This window comes from Kribbella sp. NPDC048837, assembly GCF_055586945.1.
This window is the reverse complement of sequence record NZ_JBVJHF010000002.1, coordinates 512,243-532,807: the sequence shown is the minus strand read 5'-3', so window position 1 is coordinate 532,807 and position 20,565 is coordinate 512,243. Positions and strand designations below refer to the sequence as shown.

The 20,565-nt window shown below is 66.5% G+C and carries 19 protein-coding genes and 3 tRNA genes; 8 read left to right on the top strand and 14 right to left on the bottom strand.

The window, feature by feature from the left end:
• Nucleotides 1-13: 13 nt before the first annotated feature.
• From ACZ6O0_RS10430 to ACZ6O0_RS10420, 3 genes are all read left to right on the top strand, one after another.
• Nucleotides 14-86 (top strand) — tRNA-Glu (locus ACZ6O0_RS10430).
• 59 nt (nucleotides 87-145) lie between these two features.
• A tRNA-Asp gene (locus ACZ6O0_RS10425) sits at nucleotides 146-222 on the top strand.
• A gap of 47 nt (nucleotides 223-269) precedes the next feature.
• Nucleotides 270-345: transfer RNA gene (locus ACZ6O0_RS10420), tRNA-Phe, on the top strand.
• A 488-nt stretch (nucleotides 346-833) separates the two neighbouring features.
• Here the strand turns inward: ACZ6O0_RS10420 and ACZ6O0_RS10415 are convergent.
• Nucleotides 834-1,535: a hypothetical protein gene (locus ACZ6O0_RS10415; protein WP_465764551.1), complete on the bottom strand. Its 702-nt coding sequence runs from the start codon at nucleotides 1,533-1,535 to the stop codon at nucleotides 834-836.
• A 587-nt stretch (nucleotides 1,536-2,122) separates the two neighbouring features.
• Between ACZ6O0_RS10415 and ACZ6O0_RS10410 the strand changes: the two genes are divergently transcribed.
• The 3 genes from ACZ6O0_RS10410 to ACZ6O0_RS10400 all read left to right on the top strand — a co-directional run bounded on the left by ACZ6O0_RS10410 (nucleotide 2,123) and on the right by ACZ6O0_RS10400 (nucleotide 3,960).
• Nucleotides 2,123-2,491, top strand: coding sequence for a hypothetical protein (locus ACZ6O0_RS10410; RefSeq protein ID WP_465765600.1), 369 nt, complete (start codon nucleotides 2,123-2,125; stop codon nucleotides 2,489-2,491).
• The gene (locus ACZ6O0_RS10405) at nucleotides 2,434-3,099 is read left to right on the top strand and encodes a VOC family protein (RefSeq protein WP_465765587.1); all 666 of its coding nucleotides are present in this window, start codon (nucleotides 2,434-2,436) and stop codon (nucleotides 3,097-3,099) included. Before ACZ6O0_RS10410 ends, ACZ6O0_RS10405 begins: the two co-directional genes overlap by 58 nt.
• A gap of 471 nt (nucleotides 3,100-3,570) precedes the next feature.
• Nucleotides 3,571-3,960, top strand: a complete 390-nt coding sequence (locus ACZ6O0_RS10400; protein WP_465764550.1) for a nuclear transport factor 2 family protein — start codon at nucleotides 3,571-3,573, stop codon at nucleotides 3,958-3,960.
• A gap of 203 nt (nucleotides 3,961-4,163) precedes the next feature.
• Here ACZ6O0_RS10400 and ACZ6O0_RS10395 read toward each other — a convergent pair whose 3' ends face one another.
• The 3 genes from ACZ6O0_RS10395 to ACZ6O0_RS10385 form a co-directional block, all read right to left on the bottom strand.
• The gene (locus ACZ6O0_RS10395; RefSeq protein WP_465764549.1) at nucleotides 4,164-4,817 is read right to left on the bottom strand and encodes a class I SAM-dependent methyltransferase; all 654 of its coding nucleotides are present in this window, start codon (nucleotides 4,815-4,817) and stop codon (nucleotides 4,164-4,166) included.
• Nucleotides 4,818-4,882: 65 nt separating this feature from the next.
• Entirely contained in the window at nucleotides 4,883-7,285 is a 2,403-nt protein-coding gene (locus tag ACZ6O0_RS10390) for a VIT domain-containing protein (RefSeq protein WP_465764548.1), read from the bottom strand.
• Entirely contained in the window at nucleotides 7,282-7,887 is a 606-nt protein-coding gene (locus ACZ6O0_RS10385; RefSeq protein WP_465764547.1) for a MerR family transcriptional regulator, read from the bottom strand. The genes ACZ6O0_RS10390 and ACZ6O0_RS10385 overlap by 4 nt, the downstream gene beginning before the upstream one ends.
• 159 nt (nucleotides 7,888-8,046) lie before the next feature.
• Between ACZ6O0_RS10385 and ACZ6O0_RS10380 the strand changes: the two genes are divergently transcribed.
• On the top strand, nucleotides 8,047-8,583 hold the full coding sequence (locus tag ACZ6O0_RS10380) for a DinB family protein (RefSeq protein WP_465764546.1): 537 nt from the start codon (nucleotides 8,047-8,049) through the stop codon (nucleotides 8,581-8,583).
• 2 nt (nucleotides 8,584-8,585) lie between these two features.
• Here ACZ6O0_RS10380 and ACZ6O0_RS10375 read toward each other — a convergent pair whose 3' ends face one another.
• From ACZ6O0_RS10375 to ACZ6O0_RS10365, 3 genes are all read right to left on the bottom strand, one after another.
• Nucleotides 8,586-8,948 (bottom strand): hypothetical protein, encoded by a 363-nt coding sequence (locus tag ACZ6O0_RS10375; RefSeq protein WP_465764545.1) that lies wholly within the window; start codon nucleotides 8,946-8,948, stop codon nucleotides 8,586-8,588.
• 234 nt (nucleotides 8,949-9,182) lie between these two features.
• Nucleotides 9,183-10,688 (bottom strand): hypothetical protein, encoded by a 1,506-nt coding sequence (locus tag ACZ6O0_RS10370; RefSeq protein ID WP_465764544.1) that lies wholly within the window; start codon nucleotides 10,686-10,688, stop codon nucleotides 9,183-9,185.
• Nucleotides 10,689-10,781: 93 nt separating this feature from the next.
• On the bottom strand, nucleotides 10,782-11,549 hold the full coding sequence (locus tag ACZ6O0_RS10365) for a hypothetical protein (protein WP_465764543.1): 768 nt from the start codon (nucleotides 11,547-11,549) through the stop codon (nucleotides 10,782-10,784).
• Between the two features lie 587 nt (nucleotides 11,550-12,136).
• Here ACZ6O0_RS10365 and ACZ6O0_RS10360 point away from each other — a divergent pair.
• The gene (locus ACZ6O0_RS10360; protein ID WP_465764542.1) at nucleotides 12,137-13,159 is read left to right on the top strand and encodes a hypothetical protein; all 1,023 of its coding nucleotides are present in this window, start codon (nucleotides 12,137-12,139) and stop codon (nucleotides 13,157-13,159) included.
• A 1,169-nt stretch (nucleotides 13,160-14,328) separates the two neighbouring features.
• Here the strand turns inward: ACZ6O0_RS10360 and ACZ6O0_RS10355 are convergent.
• The 7 genes from ACZ6O0_RS10355 to ACZ6O0_RS10325 form a co-directional block, all read right to left on the bottom strand.
• Nucleotides 14,329-14,805, bottom strand: a complete 477-nt coding sequence (locus ACZ6O0_RS10355; protein ID WP_465765586.1) for a GNAT family N-acetyltransferase — start codon at nucleotides 14,803-14,805, stop codon at nucleotides 14,329-14,331.
• Between the two features lie 239 nt (nucleotides 14,806-15,044).
• Nucleotides 15,045-16,640 carry an alpha/beta fold hydrolase gene (locus ACZ6O0_RS10350; RefSeq protein WP_465764541.1) on the bottom strand — a complete coding sequence of 532 codons (1,596 nt, stop codon included), beginning with the start codon at nucleotides 16,638-16,640 and terminating at the stop codon, nucleotides 15,045-15,047.
• 145 nt (nucleotides 16,641-16,785) lie between these two features.
• On the bottom strand, nucleotides 16,786-17,274 hold the full coding sequence (locus ACZ6O0_RS10345; RefSeq protein WP_465764540.1) for a hypothetical protein: 489 nt from the start codon (nucleotides 17,272-17,274) through the stop codon (nucleotides 16,786-16,788).
• A 332-nt stretch (nucleotides 17,275-17,606) separates the two neighbouring features.
• Entirely contained in the window at nucleotides 17,607-18,332 is a 726-nt protein-coding gene (locus ACZ6O0_RS10340; RefSeq protein ID WP_465764539.1) for a ComEA family DNA-binding protein, read from the bottom strand.
• 19 nt (nucleotides 18,333-18,351) lie between these two features.
• A complete protein-coding gene (locus tag ACZ6O0_RS10335; RefSeq protein ID WP_465764538.1) occupies nucleotides 18,352-18,690 on the bottom strand; it encodes a hypothetical protein in 339 nt (112 codons plus the stop codon).
• 18 nt (nucleotides 18,691-18,708) lie between these two features.
• Nucleotides 18,709-19,746: a serine hydrolase domain-containing protein gene (locus ACZ6O0_RS10330; RefSeq protein WP_465765585.1), complete on the bottom strand. Its 1,038-nt coding sequence runs from the start codon at nucleotides 19,744-19,746 to the stop codon at nucleotides 18,709-18,711.
• Nucleotides 19,747-19,878: 132 nt separating this feature from the next.
• Nucleotides 19,879-20,520 carry a tyrosine-protein phosphatase gene (locus ACZ6O0_RS10325; RefSeq protein WP_465765584.1) on the bottom strand — a complete coding sequence of 214 codons (642 nt, stop codon included), beginning with the start codon at nucleotides 20,518-20,520 and terminating at the stop codon, nucleotides 19,879-19,881.
• Nucleotides 20,521-20,565: the final 45 nt, after the last annotated feature.

Sequence of the window (20,565 nt, the reverse complement as noted above, 5' to 3'; positions counted from 1 at the left end):
CCCGCGGGTCCGAGTCCCCATCGTCTAGTGGCCTAGGACGCTGCCCTTTCAAGGCGGTAACGCGGGTTCGAATCCCGTTGGGGATACGGTCGAAAGACCGGTGTCAGAAGCACCTCGAAGATGCTGTAAGATCATCGAGTCATCTGGCCCAGTGGCGCAGTTGGTTAGCGTGCCGCCCTGTCACGGCGGAGGTCGCGGGTTCGAGTCCCGTCTGGGTCGCCAGGAGAAGGCGGCGGTGTCACAAACACCGCCGCCAAGCTTTTCTCCCCGGTCAGGTAGCTCAGCTGGTAGAGCGTCCGCCTGAAAAGCGGAAGGTCGGCGGTTCGAGACCGCCCCTGACCACCACCACCCTCTCCATCGTCCGGGGAGGGATTTTTCTTTCCCCCGCGTGCTACGCAGCCCCTCCTCGTCGCTTCGCTCCTCGTCGAGGCGGCTCCGCGCGCTCCCGCCCACCCGACGGTTTCCTTGCGAGCTACCGCTCGCGGTCTGCGGGCTTATCGCCCGCACTGGCTCGCTGCCGCGCGCAATCGACCACAGCACGCCGGCCACCTTCCACCGCGTGATCGTGATCACGCCGACCGCGTACGTCCTACGCGCTTCTTCGTTCACCCCATCCCAAGGGACATCGCAGAGCGCTGGATCAGCTTTGTTGCTTGAGGGATCTCAGGAGCCGGTTCGAAGCCGACGACGGTTAGGGCAGAGCGGTACAGAGCTGGCGTGCTCGGGGTCGGGCGCTGAGGATGGAATCCGCCGGCGCTGTCAACGCAGTCGTCGGAGTGGTTTGCGTCGTCGGCTGCTGGCGGTGGGCTCGAGGCGTTCATCAACCCCCATTGTCATGTGGGCGGGCGGGGCAACTGTGCTAGCTGGACGAGGGAGGCAACGAGCACCACAGCACCGAGTGCGATGAGCCCATACCGCGCCCCGCGAACGGGGAAGTGCGCGCTGATGCCCACCAGGAAGAGCACGCTGGCGAGGAACACGGTGGCCCGGACGTACTTGTCGGCCGTTCTGTCGGCGGACGCTCCTTTGGCGAACGCATCGTCCGACTTTTGGTCCAGCGCCTTGGCCTCTGCGAGTCGCGGCTGGCGGTACTCGGGCATGTAGGTCGGGCCGCGAGGCGCGGTCGGGTTCGTGTCAGGATTTGTGGCGCGCCAGGCATCGAACGCGACGGCGAACTCGGGACGGAAGCGGCGCGCCGCAAGGGCCATCGCGTGCTCGTCGCCGGCCACGTAGGCGTCGAACCAGGTTTCGAAGGTCGACAGGTCGAAGTTCCGGTCTTCCCGCGCGTCGAGATCCGCCCGGCTGGCGTCTGTTCTCGCCTCCGAAGCGACCGTCAGCCACTCGGAGGACTCGCCGTTCCACTTCGCCGCCGCGAAGCCCGACCAGGCCGCCGCCAGAGTTACGAGCGAGAGGAGGACGGCCTCGGCGATCGAGACGATCCGGTCGCGCCGGTCGGCGGCGTGATGGGCGCTGGTGTGCTTGGCGTGTTCGGAGATCTCCTTCCCAGCCTCGGTCCCCGACAATCCCTCGGACACGTCGGCCTCCTCAGCAGCCCAACGTCACGGCCAGTCAATGAGGTCTCGCGGTCGCCGCCAAGCCTATGATCACCATCGCTCAGAGCGCGGTTCTCGGCACCGGCCAACTGCTCTCGCCATCAATCGGTTGCTCGGCTCGCACCGCTGTCGGCCCCGTAGGCCCGTCATAACCACACCCACGCGAAGTCTACGGTCTTCGACCCCCTTCAGCCCCCAGGAAGTCGCCAGAGCCGCCGTCCCCTGGTAGTTGCCAACCAGGTCAGCGCGGTGCGGTGTCGTCTGCTTTGAGGCCACGGGCGATTCAGTAGCGATGGCGGGCGTGACGGACCGCAGCCGTGACCGTGACGGCCAGCCCCAAGGAGCCTCCGGGCCAAAACGGATGGAGCTCCTGGGCTAGGGTCCTGCCCCGTGCCACCACCGCGACTGCCGAACTGAAAAGCGAAGGTCGGCGGTTCGAGACCGCCCTGACCACGCCCCTGACGTCCGGTTCCATATCGCGAGACCGCCGACCAATTCGCTAGTCCAGGTCCAGCACCCCGGGCTGGCCGATTCTTGAACGGGTGGCCCGCCGGCGTGAGACTGCGGAGATGCCGCGAGATCTCGTCGAAGTCGCATGCCGCTGGGTCGACGCGTTGGAGCAAGCGGACGTACCAGCGGCCAATGCGGTCAGCGGTCTCCACGGATGGGATCCAGGTCCGTGGATCGCCGAGGCGTGGCAGCCAAAGGTGGAGGAGCTCGCGGGTTCGGACCGGACGGTGAGCAGTGCGCGGCAGGTCAACGACCACATGGTCCGCGTCATCGTGGTCGGCAACCGTGGACAGGCGTTCGTGAGCGTGGTGCTCGACGAGGCCGCCAAGGTCGTCGGTACGTCGGTCGACTCCGACGAGCAGGACGGACGATTCTGGGTCGTCGTGGGCTGCCCCCAGGAGCGAGAGGACGAGCTGCGAGCGTTCTAAACGATGCTCACCCATGGACGGATCGGGCCAGGCGAGGGCCGGATGCTCCACGCTGGCGCGACCCGGCAAACCCAACGCAGATCCACCTCGACGTGCACGTCGCCGACCTGGAGACCGCCGAGCACGCAGTGCTGGAGCACGGCGCGACGAAGCTGGAGGACTTCCCCGGCTGGCGCGTGTACGCCGACCCTGTGGGCCATCCCTTCTGCCTGTACCCCGGCCTCACCACACCGACGGACCGACTCGGCACGCTCGTCCGCGTGGTGATCGACTGCACCGATCCACCACCGCTGGCGCGGTTCTGGGGCGCCGTGCTGGACATGCCCCGTACGGTCGAAGACTCACCCGACCGGATCGTGATCGCCCGCAACGACGACCGGCTGCCGATGCTCGCCCTGCAGCGCGTCCCCGACTACCAACCACCACGCTGGCCCGACCCCGAATACCCGCCACAGATGCACTTCGACATCGGCTTCGACGACCGGGCCGAGAAGGAACGCCTCGCCCTCCGGCTCGGAGGGACACGGCTACCGCCGCAGGGCGGCAGCTGCCCCGTGTACGCCGACCCCGCCGGCCACCCGTTCTGCCTTTGCTACAAGGGCGAGTGAGCCGACGGCAACGGTCTCCAGGCGGCACGGCCGTACCGCTATCGCGACCGCAACGACCAAGCTCGGCCAGCGGTTGTGCCACTGGCCGGCCTCCGTCGTTCGGGGAGGGATCTTCTGTCCCCCGCGTGCTACGCAGCCCCTCCTCGTCGCTCCGCTCCTCGTCGAGGCAACTACGCGCGGTCGAGGCGACTACGCGCGCTCCCGCCCACCCGACGTTCCTTGCGAGCTACCGCTCGCGGTTTGCGGGCTATCGCCCGCACCTGCGCGCTACCGCGCGCGATCGACCACCCACGCCGGCCCCTTCCGCCGAGTGATTGTGATCACGTCGACCGTGTCCATCCGGCCCAGGCTGCTCTTGGGCCAGCGACGCGTACTGCAAATGCCGAGCTGCGACAGTCCGGGCCGGCTGCTCGGTTCGCTCGCGCTGAATAGGGATGCGTATCGATTGTGGGCGTGTCATCGTCGGGTTTCATGACGGCCGAGGAGTTCGACGATGAGTCCGGCGATGTGCAGGTGGCGGAGGTTATCGCTGCGGAGCGGGAGTCGCTGAGTGTGGAGTGCCGGGCGGACCCGGCTCGTCTGCGGAGGTTGCTGGCGCCGGACTTTCATGAGTTCGGGGCGTCGGGGGGTGAGCTGGAGTTCGAGGGCACGGCGGAGCTTGTCGCGGCCAGCACTGAGCCGAGCGGTGAGCCGATCCGCTTTCACGACATGCGCGGCTATCTGCTGGCCGACGGACTGGTGATGGTCAAGTACACGTCTGACAACGGTGAGCGGCGTGCCAACAGGACCTCGTTGTGGCGTCGGGTCGGCCCGGGCCATTGGCAGATGTTCCACCATCAAGGAACACCCACTCAGCGCTGACATTCGCCCAGGCAGCGATCCGCGCTCGACTGTCGTAGATCATGTGGAGGACGCGCGTCGCGCATCGCCGATCACCGGCCGCTGGTTCTTGCACCGCCGCGGTCGTCGACCGAGGACGTGGACCGGTCGGGCGATCGTGAGGTCGCTCAGGAGCTAGGTTGAGGCCAGGTCGGCGGGGTCGTCGTTGGTGTGCGGCGTTGCTGTCATGTGTTTGTGGGTTTGCGGGCCAGGAGGTAGCCCTGTTTGGTCTTCTCCGTGTCTTCGCGTTCGCGTACTGCTGTCAGTGTCAGCTCGAAGCCTGCTTGGCGGAGGAGGTCGGCGACCTCGTCTGGTTGTTGGCGGTACACGTCGAGGGAGATGGGCGTGCCGAACAGTTCCGTGTACTGGGTGCGCTCGTTGCCGATCTGGAAGGTCAGCATTAGCTGGCCGCCTGGCGTGAGTACGCGGCGGAACTCGGCGAAGAGCTGTGGGCGCTGGTCCCACGGGATGTGGATGATCGAGTAGTAGGCGAGCAGTCCGCCGAGTGAGGTGTCCGGAAGATTCAACGCCAGCATCGATCCCTGCTCGAACCGCAGCTGGGGGTAGGTGCTGCGGGCCAGCGCCAGCATGCCGGGTGATAGGTCGACGCCGAACGCGTCCAGGCCCAGGCGGGACAGCAGGATCGTCACCCGGCCCGGGCCACACCCGACGTCGGCGACGAGGTCGTTGCCGCTGGCCCGTACCAGCTCCGCGAAGGCGGAGAACAGCGCGCGGTCGATGGGCCTGTCGTCCAGAGCTGAGGCCACCACGTCGGCGTGCTCGGCGGCCAGTGCGTCGTACGAGTCCCGCGTTGCGGCGACAAAAGCTGCATCGGTCATGGCCACGGAGGCTAGACGGCACCGCCGACACACGGCTGCCGGAGCCGCACCATTAGCTAATGCCCTCAGCGCGGGCGTTTCCAGAACGTGGTGCGGTTGGGTTCGTTTGTTGGTGGGGTTCCGGTGAAGGCTTCCAGGACGGTGATGGCCTTCTGCCAGAGGGCGTCTATGTCGGCGGGTGGGGTGGGGCTTTCGCAGGTGGATAGGGCGGTGGCCAGCTCGCGTAGGGGGGCTAGGACGGTTTCGTGGACGGTGGGGGTCAGGTGCTGGATCAGGGCGGTTAGGCGGGTGGCTAGGTCGGCGAGGATTGTCAGGCGTTCGGTTCTGGTGGGCGTGCCGGCTGCTTTGAGGAGGCGGGCTTCGGCGGCTAGTTGGGTTCGGGCTTCGTCCACCAGGTCGCGGTTGGGGTCGGCGTGGCGCGCCAAGGGGGTTGAGAACGCTCGGGCTCGGCGCTGGCGGAGTCGGTCGGCGGCGCCGGCCGACTGTAGGCCTCCGCCGAGGTTGACGGCGGCCGCATCGGTCGCGAAGGCGGCCGGCATTGCCGGGGCCCGGAATCCGAGCGAGACGCCGGTGAACTGGTCGGCGTCCCAGCCGGAGGGGAGTTCGACGGGCTGGATCACGTGGTGGCCGGGGCCGCCTTCCGCGACGACTCTCGAGTCGACTGCGACCAGCGCGGTGAAGCGGCAGAGAACCTTGTATTGCAGGGATGTGGCGACGATCTGACGCTCCAACTCGTCCGGGTTGTCCGCGCCCGCGGCATACCGGTCCTCGAGGTCGCGTAGGTGGGCTCGCGCCCAGACCGGCGCGAGCACGCCGCTCGATGCGGAGACGGCGGGCACAGTGACGTGCCATGGCTCGCCAGCCGCGGTCGTGCCCTGCAGCCGCAGTGCCGCATCGGGTGCCGCGTTGAGGTAGCGGCCGCGAACCACGAGAGGTACGCCGACGAAAGCGTCCGGCATGCGCGCAGGACTCGTCGTCCCGTCGACCGGCGTCAGCCCGTCGGCGGAGAGCGTGAGGTTGGTCAGCAGCGGCGTACCGATCCTGCGGTGAATCCGGTCAAGCGCCTCGTCGAGCCGGTCCTCACTCTCCACCAGCTCGCAGCGGCCGCCGCCGACCGCGGCCAGGCGGCCGAGGAAGCCGGCGTTGACGGCCCGGTCGATGCCGACGGTGTGGACGCGTACGCCGACTAGCGCACCGGTCAGCTCCGACAGGATCTGGTCCTCGTTGCCGACCTGCCCGTCCGTCACCAGCACCAGCACCCGGTCACGCTCACGGTCCGAACCGGCCAACAAGGAAGTGGCCTCGCGAAGCGGCGTGAGCATCTCGGTGCCGCCCCTGGCGCCCACGCCGGCGAGGTGTTCGACCGCGCGGAATCGATTCCGATCCGTGCCGTCGACCAGAGCGGTCGGTAGATCCTTGGGGTGCTCGACGACCGTGTCGAACGTCAGTACGGCGAATCGGTCGGCATCCGTCAGCGTGTCGACGATCCGCGCCGCCGCACGCCGGGCCGCGACCATCTTCCAGCCGCTCATGCTGCCGGACCGGTCGAGGACGAGGACGACGTCGCGCGGTCGCGGAGCCGCTGTATCCACTGGCGGCAATACGGTCAGCTCGAACGTGCCCTGCCCAGCATCCGAATCGTCGGGCTCGACCGTCAACGCGGTCGCGGTCGCCTCCTTCTCGCCGTACGCCAGCCGGAGCACGAAGTCACGGTCCACCCGCTCACCGGGCTCGATGGCGACGCTGGTCACGCGTCCCTCGACCGAGCTGCTGATCGCGTGCAGGCTGGATCGGATGCCGTGCAAAGGCAGGCCGCCCGGATCCACATCGGCGCGGATCCCCAGCCGCACCGGGTTCGGGAATCCGGGCAGCAGGATCGGCGGCGTGATCCGGGACGCGTCCGGTACGGCGTCGGTGTCCGGCACGACGCCCTCACCAACACTCCGGCCGGGCAGCGGTTCACCCGGGATGTAGCGGGGCGCAACCACGAGAGGCAGTCGGTACGTCGCTTCGCCGTCCTCGTACGGGAGTGGGCCGACCATGGTCAGCCGGATCGTCACCCGCTCCCCGGGCATGATGTTGCCGACCCGGAGGGTGAACACATCCGGCCGCTCCTCCTCGGCGATCGACGCCCGTTGACCGGCCGCCAGGGCAGCGTCGTACGCCGCCCGCGCCTCGGCGCGTTCCTGCAAGTCGGCCTCGACCGTACGGCCGTCCGCCTCCATCCGCAGCCCGGTGACCGCGGCCCTGGCCGCCAGCGGGAAGACGTACGTCGCCTCGAGCGCGACGTCGTGCGGATTGCGGAAGTCCTCGGTCAGCACTGTCCGCGCGACCAGGCCGGTGATGGTTGCGTGCGCGTCGATCCGCTCCAGCGGAAGGTTCCCGCGCTCCGTGCGTAGTGTCCCGAGCCCGCCTTCGTCCGTGGGGCGCCGCAGCTCGTCGGGATCCAGGGTGGTGATCACGTTCATGTCGGGTCTCCAGATTCTCGCTGGGCGGTAAGGCGTTGCTGGGCAAGCTCGGCGAGCAGAGGCGCGGCGGCGGAGCGGAGCGCCGACAACTGCTCAGCCGTCAGCTGAGTGGGCGGTACGCCGACGCCGTCGAGCACCACCGTGACCCCATCAGCCAACCGAACCGCCGTCACCAGCCCGGTCCCGTCTGTATCGGGCGACGAGGTCGGCCGGTCCATCCAGAACCGCTCCCGCGTCGACTCAGCCAAAGGTGTCGGCGCGCTCGCGGCTGAAGGCTCACTCGGCAGTGCGGCAATCGTTCGCAGCGTCCGATCGGTCGCCCCGGCCAACTCGGCCTGGATCTCGGCCAGTGTGCGCCCCCGGGACTGCAGCCGCTTGATCGAGACCAGTTGCAGCAGATGCCGGCGCCCGTACAACGCAGTACGACCACGCATCTCGGCCGGCCGATCGACCAGCCCGATCGTCGAGTACCACCGAATCGCCCGCCGGTCCGGCACCGCGCGCACCCGCCCGTTGACCTGCCCCGGGTAGTCCACGGCCAGCGCCGACTCGACCAGCTCAGCCAGCTGATCCAGCGTCCACAATTCGGTAGTCCCTGCCACTCACCCATGCTGACACTGTCATATAACACTGTCAACATCACTCTCGAGGCGTAGTCGCCGAACTTTTTCTTGCTCGACCTTGTCGATCTGTGAGCACTTGGTTCATCGGAGAGGTAGGCGACCTCGGACGAGGCCGGTGAGGCCTAGGGAAGGTACAGAGTGAGCGACGTTGTGATCGAGACGATCGTCAGGCCCGCGCGGGAGTTGTCGGGATCATGGCTCGAGGTGATTGCCTCGAACCTCGACTACCACCGAGCGACCTTCTTGTGGAAGTGCGAGGGCCTCTCCGAGGCTCAGCTCCGGCAACGGCCTCTGCCGTCGTCGGAGCTGACCCTCCTGGGGCTGATGCGCCATCTGCAGGGTGTCGAGCGCTACTGGTTCCAGCGGAGGCTTGCGGGCACGACGCCACGCTTCTTCTCCTATCGGTCCTACGTCACGGCTCAGGGTGACGAGTGGTTCGACGAGGCGGACCCCACGCCGGCCAAGGATGTCTACGCCGACTACCTGGCGGCCTGCGCAGATTCGCGAGAGGTGTTCGCCACGGTCACGCAAGACCTCGCGCGAATCGTGCCGAACCCGGAGTTCGGCGACACCGATGTGCGCTTCATCCTCGAGCACGTGATCGAGGAGTACGCGCGCCATGTGGGTCACGCCGACCTGCTCCGCGAAGCCATCGACGGCGCCACCGGCGAATAGATTCAAGGGCGTAAGCGACCGAAGAGGATCCGGCTCAGCAGGCCGGCGAGGATGAGAGCCACCACGCCGGTCAGAGCAACGACGGAGATGATGCAGGCCACGTTCCTGGCCAGCGACAGTCGCGGGGTCGAGTGGGCGAAGCCGTCCGTCAGGACGGCGAGTGTTGCGAGCATCGCGAAGCCGATGGCAGCAAGCACGAGTACGACGATGTGGTGGCCGCCGAGCGTAGCCGTGGCAGTGAACTTCGAGGTCCCGTCGAGCCACGAACCGACGGTGTACATCCAGACCACGGTCGCCAGATCGCCCGCCATCACGAACCACAGCGAGACCGCGGGCCGGGAGGCGATCCGCGCCCCCACCTGCATCAGGCCGTCCGGCCTTTGGATATCAAGGGCGCCGGCAGGTCGAACCAGCACAGGATTCCGGCTTCTGTTCAGACTGCTTACTCTCGTCACGGTCATGGCGCTGCTCCCGAGTCAAAGGAGCGGCGTCCGCTCCCGATGACGGACGCCTCCCCTGACGTCAAGTACGCCGTACTCCAGCAGGTCCAGGCCAACAACGATGCCGCGGCGGCATCACCGCGCGAGAGTCCAACCCAATCAGCGATTGGCGTGCACAGCCGCAAGCTCGGCGACGAGCAGCTCACCCGCTCCGTCGGTCGATGTGAACCACCGATGGGCGGCGACATCCGGATGCTCGATCAGCTGCGCGAACTCTGCCGGCGTCGGCCCTCCGAAGAACGCGGGCTGATCGGCCTCACCGGTCTGCATGAGTACGTCGACCAGCCGCGCCAGCCGGCGATTTCGCATCTTCACCCCACGGGACAGACGCGCCTCGGCCGCCGCGCGGCGCCACTCACCGAGAACGAACTGTGCGCGTCGCTGACGCAGCAACGCGCTGTCGCTGTCGGTCTGCGCGGGCGTTGCGTCGCTGTCGGGGTCGAACACGTCCGCGCGCAAGTATTCGAGGGGCGCACCGCGCAGCGGAACGACCTCCGTGAAGACAGGCGCGCGTACCCCGAGTCGCTCGGCCGCACGGCCGGATCGCAACGTCAGCAGCACCGGCTCGTGCGCTGCCCCTGACCTGGTGTCGACCAAGCGAACCATCAGGCGATCCGCGAGTACGGCGGACTGCTGCCGCGACCCGAATGCCGGCACGATCACACGAACCGCCGAGCCCTCGCGCGACATCACCATGCGGATTTCCTGCGCCTGTACGTCGGTGTCGACGATGCGAGCTCGCAACTGGCGCGGATCCACCGAACTGGTCAGCATCCCGCTACCGGCAAGCGGTGTATCGCTCGACTGGTAGGTCACGGACTGGTCCGACAGCTTGAAGGTACTGACGACAGGCACCGCGGCCTTCAGGCTCTGCCACGCGTGCGCCACGGCCCCCAGCTCGTCATCCGGACCGTCGATCACCCGGCGACCGAGCACTGCATATCCGTTGACGAGGCGGGAGAGGCCAGAGAACAGAGCCCGGGGCAACGAGGACGCCGACTCCGTCAGCTCGGTGAGGTAGTCGGCGAACCCGTCGGCCGATCGCCGCGCGAGCACCAACGCCTGGTTGGTGCGATCCCGCCGGAGCGGGCCCGCCGGCAGCGATTTCGCCGCCTGGGCCCGGACCACTGCCCGCTCGGCATCCAGCAGCGCCTGATCAAGCGGAAGCTGCAGCCACCAGTCCAACGCATCGATGACAGCGATCCGGCGCCAGGCCCGGGCCGGCGTGAATCCGATCAGCTCACTCTCGGCGTGCCGCCGACCTGACACCAGGAGGTCGGCGCGTAGCTCACTCAGGCGTCGTATGGCGTCCGGTCCGATCACCGCGTCCAACAGCGCCAGGTCGGTCTCGTCCCATCGATGCACGCTGACCGACCGCCAGCGCTCAGGGTCCGCCAGATCGAGCTCGACACCGATACCCAGCCCGAGATCGGTCGTCCTGACGAGATCGGCAGGCGCGGCGTCGGCGATGCGGACCTCGGGCTCGAGATTCTGGTTGCAGCTCCCAGGCGCAGTCAGGAAGGCGAACATCAGATCGAACCCTCCTTCGCGCGCTGCCGGACCCTTGACATTGTTGACGATTTCAACGATGCCGACACCGACCATGCGATGGAACACGGTTCCCCAAAGGGTATGTCTGAAGCGATTGACTGGTAAAGACCATGCAAAGACCGCCTCGATCCGGCTGCTCGCGCTCCATCAGGCTGCTTGCGCGATCGTCCAGGCCATCCGGGCGCCCTTCCGCGCCGGAATCCCGGCCGGCGCCGAAGAGTCGAGCCACGGTGGTGGCGGGCGGACAGCCAGCGCATCCATCGCCATCCGCCGCAATCCGTAGTACTGGTCGGCACGATCCCAGACCGCCCGAGTCATCCCGCCGGCCCTCGGACGATGCAGGCGGCGCAATTCGGTAGCACTCCGCAGAAACGCATCCCGGCGCCGCTCGCGAAACTCGTGGATCCGCGCCTCCACCGACGCACTCTCGTCGTCCGGAGGTTCCTCCTGCATCCAGCTCTCACGGTCGAACTCGACCCAGCACAGATATTCGACGAATGCCAGAAGAAGAGTGTTCCTGTCCTCAGTCAGGCCGATCGGCGGGCCAGCCGCCTGGCGTCGCAGCAGACTCAACTCGCCTTGCTCACGCCAGATCAGCCGGACAGTACGGAACGCGGCCCCTGCCTGCCCACCGGGATCCGGCGGCAACGCGAGCCGAACAACATCGCCCACTTTGGTCGGCAGAACGGGGAACCGCTGACCGCGATGAATTCTCGCCGCTGCGCCGGCGAGAGTCTCCCAGGCCAGACCGTGCTGACCTGCCGCGCGATACGACATCGCCCGCGAGATCGCCCGCAGATTGGCTCCGACGTACGCATCCGCCAGACCACCCCCGTCGAGGATTCGCCAAGCGGTCCGCCAATCACCAATTTCCAGCGAGTCGATCGCGTCGACCTCCGCTGGAACGGTGTTCATGGCCGTGGAGGGTCGTCACGAACCACGCCCCACAGACTGGCGTGATCCTGGCTGACGAAGCTTCCCCGCCCTGCTTCGACGAGGTAGGGCCGAACGCCCACGAAGGGCGAAGGCGTCGCGGTGAGCATCTGTACTACGCCGAGGGATCTGCTCATGGGGCACCTGCTTCGGTCAAACAATCACGCCGGTTGAGTCGATTGAATCGCCCTCTCCCACATACCGAGTGGCTTCAGCTGACTACAAGTTGAGTTCACTCCTACGGTAGATCGCAGGTGGAATCGCCGCCAGATCTAGGCGTGTCGCGACGGAGCGATCGTGGAGGGAGTAACAAAGCGGTGCGTCGCGCGTTATAGACGAGGGCGCGCCAAACCTTGTCCCAGACTTGAAGTTCAGCGGTGGCCGGTGTACTTCAGTAGACAGTATGGTGCTCCTTTGACTGCCTGCGGTTGGCCGACCCTTTGGGAGTGACAGTGGCCCCTCCATCAGAGGCCGGGCGACTCGCCAGGCGACTTCGGGATCTGCGAACGTCTCATCGACTCAAACAGGCAGACCTGGTTCGCGCCTTCAGCGAACACAGCAAGGTCTCGGTGGCAGCGATCAGTTCCTGGGAATCCGAGTCGACGACGGCAAAGGTGCCACCCGAGGAACGCCTACATGTGTACGCACTGTTCTTCTCACAGACTGACGCGGCCATCGGCGATCTGCATCTACCGCGTGAAGAGGATCTGACTCCGGCCGATCGGGACCGCTTCACTGTGCTGCACGAAGAGCTCATCGATCTCCGGAACTCGGCTACCGGCCAAGCCGGTTCGCAGATCAGCAGCTCCAGCACCTGGGCATTCGCGACGGGACCGATCACCATCATCTGTCCGGAAGCGCCGGCGGACGGTCGCTCGCCGCTCGCAAAGGACGTCAATCCCAACCACACTCGGCTGTATCGCTACGCGGACCTTGATGCGCTGATCGAGTTATGGGGTCACATCCGCGCGTCCAATCCTGCGTTGAACAACGTCGCACACCGGCTTCCGACGGAAGTGGTCGCCGACGACTTGTCCGGTGATTTGGTTGTGCTGGGTGGCATCGCCTGGAACCAGGTCGCCGAACGGCTGCAGCAAGTGCTGGACGAACTGCCCTTCGAGCAGGTCTCCGTCCCAGATCTGGAGAATGGCGAGATCTTTCGGTTGAGAGAGCCTGGCGGCCGAGAATTCCGTCCGCGCTGGGCGGATCGCAAAGGCGCTCGGCGAGAAGCGATGAACCTGGAACAGATCAAGGCCGAGCAGGCGCAGGACGCGTGGCACAACGGCAAACGTCGCGAACTGGTCGAGGACGTCGGACTCCTGGCACGGATGCGAAACCCGTTCAACCACAGCCGCACCATCACCATCTGCAGTGGTGTCTACAGCCGCGGAGTGCTGGGCTCAGTCCGCACGCTGACCGATACCGCCATCCGCCAGGAGAACGAGGCGTACGTCGCCCGCCGGTTCCCGACCGGCTCGTTCGCATTACTCATGCGGGTCACAGTGGTGAACGGCGAGGCGCTCACGCCCGATCTGGAGAATCCCGAGAACCGTCTCTACGAATGGTCACCGAACGGAGAGCCGTCCGAGTGAGCCGCCAGATCAGGCATGGACAATCCCATGCCTCCCTGCTCCGCGATGTGTCCGCTTCCGTTGTCCCCTCGAGCCGCAGCCGCCTGAACGCAATCGTGGTTCCGGCCGCACGGCCGGCGTCCGCGCTGCAGGACGTCATCTCCTTATCCGCAACGCTGTCTGTACCGCTGGTCGTGTTGTGCAGCCGGCAGGCCCATATCGACCAAGTCGCAGAACGAGTCGAGAGGACGTTCGGTGCTCGAGCGCTCGTCGTCGAGGTAGACGAGTGCACTCCACTGCTGGACATTCCCCTGCTGACCTCCACCCGGCAATTTCGCGACGCATGCGCCGATCGTTCCAGTGACTTGAGCATCAAGCGGAACATCGGGCTTCTGCTCGGCCGGTTGCAGGGCTGGAGCAAGATCCTCTTTGTCGACGACGACATCAGTCGGCTCCGCCCTTCAGACATCGAGCGACTGACGGGCTACCTCGATCGTCATGCCGTGGCATCGATGGTCAGCCGGCAGTTTCCCGACAACTCGGTCGTCTGCCATGCGCGGCGCCTCGCCAGGCTCAGCCAAGACGTGTTCGTCAGCGGGGCAGTCTTAGGCGTCAATCTGCGGGACCCCAAGCTCTCGTTCTTCCCGGACATCTACAACGAAGATTGGTTCTTCTTCGCCCGTCACGCTGCCGAGCGCGCGCTGCCCAAGATCGGAGAGGTCCGGCAAGCCGAGTACCTACCGTTCGCGGATCCGGGACGCGCGGAACGTGAGGAGTTCGGAGATCTACTCGCCGAGGGTCTCTATGCGCTCTTCGAGTACAGACCCGGCTGGGACTTCAAGGAACAGTTGCGGGCCGCATCTCGAGCCAGTTATTGGGAGCACTTCAAGGCGGTTCGCCTGCGGATGATCCGGGAGATCGATAACGCGCTTTCGGCGGAGCAGCTCACGGCGGATCGGACGACCTACCTGCACATATTGCAAGCCCAGGAGTCGCTGCGCTTCGCCGAGAAGCAGGCATCGGGGATCTCGGCGGAGCTCTGCGTAGGCTTCGTCGAGAGGTGGCAAGAGGATGAGATCCGTTGGCAGCAGGTCCTCACGAGGTACAAGTCGGTCCTCGGCGAAGGGGACGCGCTCGCCGAGCTCGGGCTGACGAAGTGGATCTCTTGTGGCTACGGCGTCAAGTCGCTGTCATCCGGGGCGCCCACGGCGTCGGAACCTCAGCCGGATCTCATTTCGGCCGGAGCCGTCGGTCAGGGGCTGAACCTCACCTGTGGGGTGAAAGTCGAGCCGGTCATAGACCCTGCGTGCCTGGATGTTGTCGTCGAGGACCCAGACGAGCCAGTCTCTGATCGTCGGCTCCACGTCGGTCAGGTACTGCAGGATCGCGCGTAGGACGCCCGACCTTCGGTACTTCGGATCGACCCAGACGGACTCGATGTGTCGCTCGTCGGGTGGGCGGTTGTCGACGCGGAGTACGCGTGCGAGGCCGATGATCTGGTCGCGATCGCGGGCTATCACCCATTGGGCGCGGTAGAACTTATGTCGCCAATCTGCCTCGGTCCAGGACTCTTCCTCCTCGTAATCCGCAATATAGGCCGCCGGAGAGTCCTTCAGCGCTCGGAGGCGGACGTCTCTCAGGACCTGCCATTGATCGGTATCGAGCATCTCGAGTTCCACCACTCGAGCCCCCTCCGTCGAACCTCACGGCCCTGCCGTCGCGCGCGAATCGCAGTTCACTCCAGCGAGCGTTTGACGCGCAGCGACAGGCATCCATCCCAGTGTGACCGTTCCGTGGGAACGCCAAACGGTTCAGGGGCAATCTGGTCTGGATCACAGACAGGGAACAGCCGCGCCGGCAGGAGCTGGTCCTGCCGACGCGGCTGTCGGTCGTCGGTACGGCTAGGTCAGCGGATCGGCGCTGACAGGGAGGCTCTCAAGGAGCCGGCGGTGGTGGTGGATTTGGCGGCTGCTGACAGGGTTTCTGGTTCGGGGGCGGGGACCGGCGGGCATTGGACGTCGGAGCGGTTGCCGGACTTGCGGGGTGGCAGGGCTCCGGTTTGGAGGTACGCCGCGATGCGGTCGTCGGTGCAGGTCACGCCGGACAGCGAGCCGGCGTGGGTGGTTCCGCCGACGCCCTCGATCAGGACCGCGTTGGGGAACGTCTTGCGGGTCTGGAGAGCGCCGGAGTACGGCGTTGCCGCGTCCAGGGTCTCGTTGATCATCAAGAGGCTCTTCACGCCGCGGCCGTCGACCTTGACCGGCTTGCCTGCCTTCGCCGGCCAGTAGAAGCACGGCGCGTTGAACCAGGCGTTGGCCCAGGTCAGGAACGGAGCCTTGGCGAATGTGCGCCAGTTGTCGCGCTGCCACGTGCTCCACTTCGCGGGCCACGGCGCGTCGGTGCACGAGACGCCGAGGTAGACGGCGTACCCGTTGTCGTCGAACGGCGGACCGCCGTACAGCTCGACCAGTGGTGCGGCGTCCTTGTTGTGCACCCACGCGGCGAACGCGTTGGCCACATCCACCCAGCCGTACACGTAGTACGCCGCTTGCGTGAAGATGTCGGTCCACTCCGACGGGCCGATCTTGCCGTCGGCCGGGTGGCCGATCAGCTTGACCATCTGCGAGTAGTACAGGCGCTCGACGGCGGCTTCGGTCTTACCGAGGTGCCAGGTGGAGTCGTGCGCGGCGACGTACTGGAAGAACACCTTGACGCTCTTGTTGAACGCGATGTCCTGGTCGAGGTTGGCGTCGTACCAGACCCGCGTCGCGTTGACGACGCCGTCGAAGACGACCCGGCGCAGCCGGTTCGGGTAGAGCGTGCCGTACACCTGACCGAGGTAGGTGCCGTACGAGAAGCCGTAGTAGTTGATCTGCGGAGCGCCGAGCGCCTTGCGGATGCTCTCCATGTCGCGCACCGAGTCGGTGGTCTTGAGGTGGCTGAGCAGCGCGTGCTGGTTGGCGTCGCAGGCCTTCGCGTACGACTTGGACAGCTTGAGCCACGTCTGCTCGATCTTCGGCGTGACCGGCACGTAGAACGGCCGGTTGTAGCCGGCATAGTCCGGGATGCAGCTCAGCGCCGGCTTGCTCGCGCCGACCCCGCGCGGGTCGAAGCCGACCCAGTCGTAGGCATCGCCGGCACCATGCGGGATCGCCGGGCCGAGGATCGAGTAGATCAGGCCGGATCCACCCGGACCACCCGGGTTGACCAGCATCGGGCCCTGCGCCTGCGAGTCAGGGGTCTTGTGCATCACCCGGGACACGGCGAGCTGGATCTTCGTCCCGTCCGGATGGTCGTAGTCGAGCGGTACGACGACGTACCCGCATTGCGCGCCGGCGCTCGCCAGGCGCGGATTGCTGCACGCGCCCCACTGCACGGGCGGCGGCGTGTAGCCGGACGACACCGGACTCGACGGTACGGCGGTGGCGACGGGGACCGACATCACCCCGGCAACCAAGGCGGACGAAACTGTGGCGGCAACAACTAGTCGGCGGATTCTCATGTGCCCTCCATCCCGAACCGCATCCTGAACCTGCAACTCACGCAGGACAAGTCCCGGGATCAACCTCACGGGGAAACCCGCAGAGCTCCGGGCGGCGGTCGAGGTCCATCCGCGCAGCCCGCGGCTGGTGCCCGGCGAGGTCGTGTCAGGATGCGCCGCCCGTACGCTGCGTGTCCGGCACCTCCTCGACGAACGGGATCTTGCTGACGCAGTGCTGATATTGATCGGCGGCTTCCTCCACCGAGACCTGCCCGAATTGGAGGGACGTCAGCACACCTTCGAGTTCCGTATTGCAAACCTCCGCGGCGGTGACATGGGCGGCGAGGTCGTGAGATTTGCTCAGGTTGCTGGAAATGGCCGAGATCAAGGAGACGATCAACGCGGCCAGGCAGAGCGGCTGCCAAACACTCGCGGGACTGCTGAGTGACAATTCCTCTTTGATCGCGTTGGTGAACGGTGGCCCGGCCAAGGCGGGACCGCCGACGAGCACGGCCGCTGTCGCGCTACTGACGATGCTGACATTGATCAGTCGATTCCGGCGCGGCCGGGCTGCGTGCAGGAAGGTGGCGATACCTGCCCGCCGAGCTTCGATTTGCGCCCGCAACTCCGCGCGGGCGTTGGGATCATCGGTCATCCCGCCCCTCCTGCCTCCCCGAGCCGGCCAGGTCCGCGATCAATGGCGGCCAGCGCTTGGTGGCAGGTCGTGCAGCAGTCGCAGAGCCGGCGATAAGGGCTCCGTCGTTACCCTGAGTCTGGCACCACCCCTTCATTTCCGCCAGCCAATTAACTGCAGACAAAAATATCCCGGAGAACGCATTCAAGAGCATCTGCACTGTCGTTTGTTTGATGACCTTGCGCACGCGACTAAACACTTGACGTATGCCACTGTCAAATGTTTGTGCACGACACCGGAAGCGCCGCGCACCGGTACTCGGCCGGCTCCGTCGTCAGCTCGCGGAGCATCCGTCAGTCGCGGAGGAACAGCAAACGTTCGGCAAGCCGATCGCAGAGGCCCGGTGGAAGATCGGCGAACACGCTGAGCTCTTCGACAGACGAGTACGGACCACGGGTCTCGCGCACCAGCACGACCCGCTCGGCCAGCTCCGGCGTCATCCCGCGCAGCTGCGCGAGCACGTTGGCAGGAACACTGTTGACGTCGACCAGACCGCCGTCGTCGAAGTCGTGCTGCTCGTCGGACCGGCCGATCCCGAGCTCGCGCGCCAGTCCCGGATCCTCGGTGGCGATCTCGCGGGCCTTGCGCCGCAACTCGCGACGGTCCCGGGCGGCGTCCGCCGCTGACTCCATCGTGAGCTGCTCGGACGGCGACTGCGAACGGAAGACCGAGGAGCGAACCGCCAGCGCGTGCATGGTGCCGCCCACCCAGGCAATCGTCAGGAAGGCGAAGGAGACGTCCTCGTTCGTCACGACGAATCCCAGCACGACCAGCACCGAGTACACGATCGTGGCCACCACGTAGTGCTTGGATCGCACCCGCTGCGCCGCCCACAGGAAGGTCACAGGTGTGGCCAGGCCGAGGGTGACGAAGGGCAGGATCGCCCAGATCCAGCTGATGACCAACGTCCGGGTGTCCAGCCGCCGGCCGCGAGCAGGCCGCGATCCACGCGGTGCGGACGACGAATCCCCCGACCGCGACACCGGCTCGGACCCCCCGGGCGGCTCACGCGCAGCCATGTTCTGGATGGTACGCGCGTCAGGCGAGGAGCGAATCGCCCGGGAAACTCCGGGCTGGGTGGAGGTGGTAGGTGAAGACTCCGGCTCGGACGCCCGGGTCTTCGTCCATGACGCGGCGGATCTCGTCCGGGGTGCCGCTGAAGATCCCGACACCGCACAGCGGGGAGTCGTCGGCGATCGGGCAGACGATGTTGAGGATTCCGTCGGCGCGGAGTTCGAAGTTGCGGCGGCCGTGTTCCCAGATGATCGCCCTGGCGTCGTCCGTGCCGTACTGCGGTCCTGCCTCGAGGAGTACGACGGTGTACTCACGGGTCTTGGTCAGCGCGGCCTGCATCTGCTCATCGGTGAAGCGAGTCATAGCAGCAGTGTGAACCCATCAGCGGCAGATCGCCTTGTCTATTAAGGCGTTGACGGGGCCGTCGGGGTTGGTGGTGAAGTTGGGGGTGACGGCGACCGTGACCTGGTGGCGGGTGTCGGCTGTGGAGAACGAATAGGCCTGGTACGCCAGCGCGTCGCCATCGTTGCCGTAGACACGGATCCCGCACGAGGTGTCGTGCCACGACAGTCCCAGGCCGTAGGTGCCGTCCTTGATGCCCGGTGTCTTCATCTCGTCGAGCAGCCGGCGCGGGAGGAGGTGGCCGCCGAGCAGTGCGGCGAAGAAGCGATTGAGGTCCGCGGTGGTGGAGATCATCTCGCCACTGGCGCCGAAGAGCGACGGATTCAGCTCCGTGTAGTCGAGAAGACCTTGCTCAGTACGGATGTAGCCGTGCGGATGCGGTCCGCGGATCCACGGCGACGTACCCGGCACCGACGTACCACTCAACCCCAGCGGGCGGATGAGCCGGCGCTCGATCTCCTGGCCGTACGAGCGTCCGGTGACCTTCTCGATGATCTCGCCGAGCAGGAGGTAGTTGGTGTTCGAGTACGAGTACGCCGAACCCGGCGGCTCGAACTCCGGCCCGTGAGCCGCCGCGCGCTCGACCAACTCGGATGCCGCCCACGTCCGCCACCGATTGTCGAAGAACTCCTGCGCGGGCGGCATCGGCAGAGTGTCCTTGTAGTCGTACAAACCACTGGTGTGGTTGAGCAATTGGCGCACCGTGATGTTCCGCCCATTCGGCACAACGCCCGGCAGCCACCGCTCCACCGAGTCGTCCAACCTCACCCGCCCCTCGGCCACGAGCTGCAGTACGACGGTCGCCACAAACGTCTTCGTAATACTCCCGACCCGCACCCGCCCGTCAACGGGCACACCCCGAGTCGACCCCACCTCGGCCACCCCGCTAGTCCCCCGCCACACCCGCCGCCCGTCCCGCACCTCAGCCAGCGCCCCCACCGAACTACCAGCCACCACCTCATCCAGCCTTGCCTGCAAGGGATCCGGCGGCCCAGCCACCGCCACCCCCGGCCCCATCCCCACCACCGCCACCGCAACCACAGCCACCACCCGCATCCCCAGCTCCCATCACCAGTCCGTCCACCCACCCTCACGAACCAGCGCGCCGCAAACATCCGGGACGACCCCGACGCCCTCCCCGAAACCCAACTAGTGGAAGCGCGAGATCAGCGATGTGAGCTGGGTCGGGGTTGCACCGGACCGGAGCAGGTACGCCGCAGTCCCGCCGTACCAAGTCTCGAGGTGAGCCAGCATGCGAAGCATGGTCTCGGGCCGCGGGGGCGCCAGTTCGGGAAGTGAGCTGCTGGACGCGGGGGCGGTGGCGTAGTCGGCGGCGATCGCCACGTGAGGTACGCCGAGCAGATCCAGCGTCAGCCCAACAACAAGACCCGTCCGGTCCTTGCCGGCATGACAGGCAACCACTACACATCCAGCAGGCGCGTCGGCGATCGCAGTGACGGCGGATGCGAAGCGATCGCGGTAGTCGTCGATCAGAAGGCGGTACTGCTTGAACAGGTCCTGCTCGGACACGTCAGGATCGGCGGGGTCGGTCAACGGCACGTTGAGCCAACGCTCGTCGTCAGCGAACGGTGATGGGAAGGTCTCGCACTCCCATGCACTACGGAGGTCGACAATGCGGCTGACTCCGGCAGCCCGGACAGCGGCGAGTCCCTCGTCGTTAAGCTGATCGAGGTTGTCACTGCGGATCAGAGCACCGGCCCGGATCTGACCACCGTCGCCGGTCGGGAGTCCACCGAGATCTCTCGCGTTCCGGCAGTGCGGCCAAGGCATCACAGCATCACAGTAAACAGCAGTCCCGGCCCGCCTGGGCCGGGA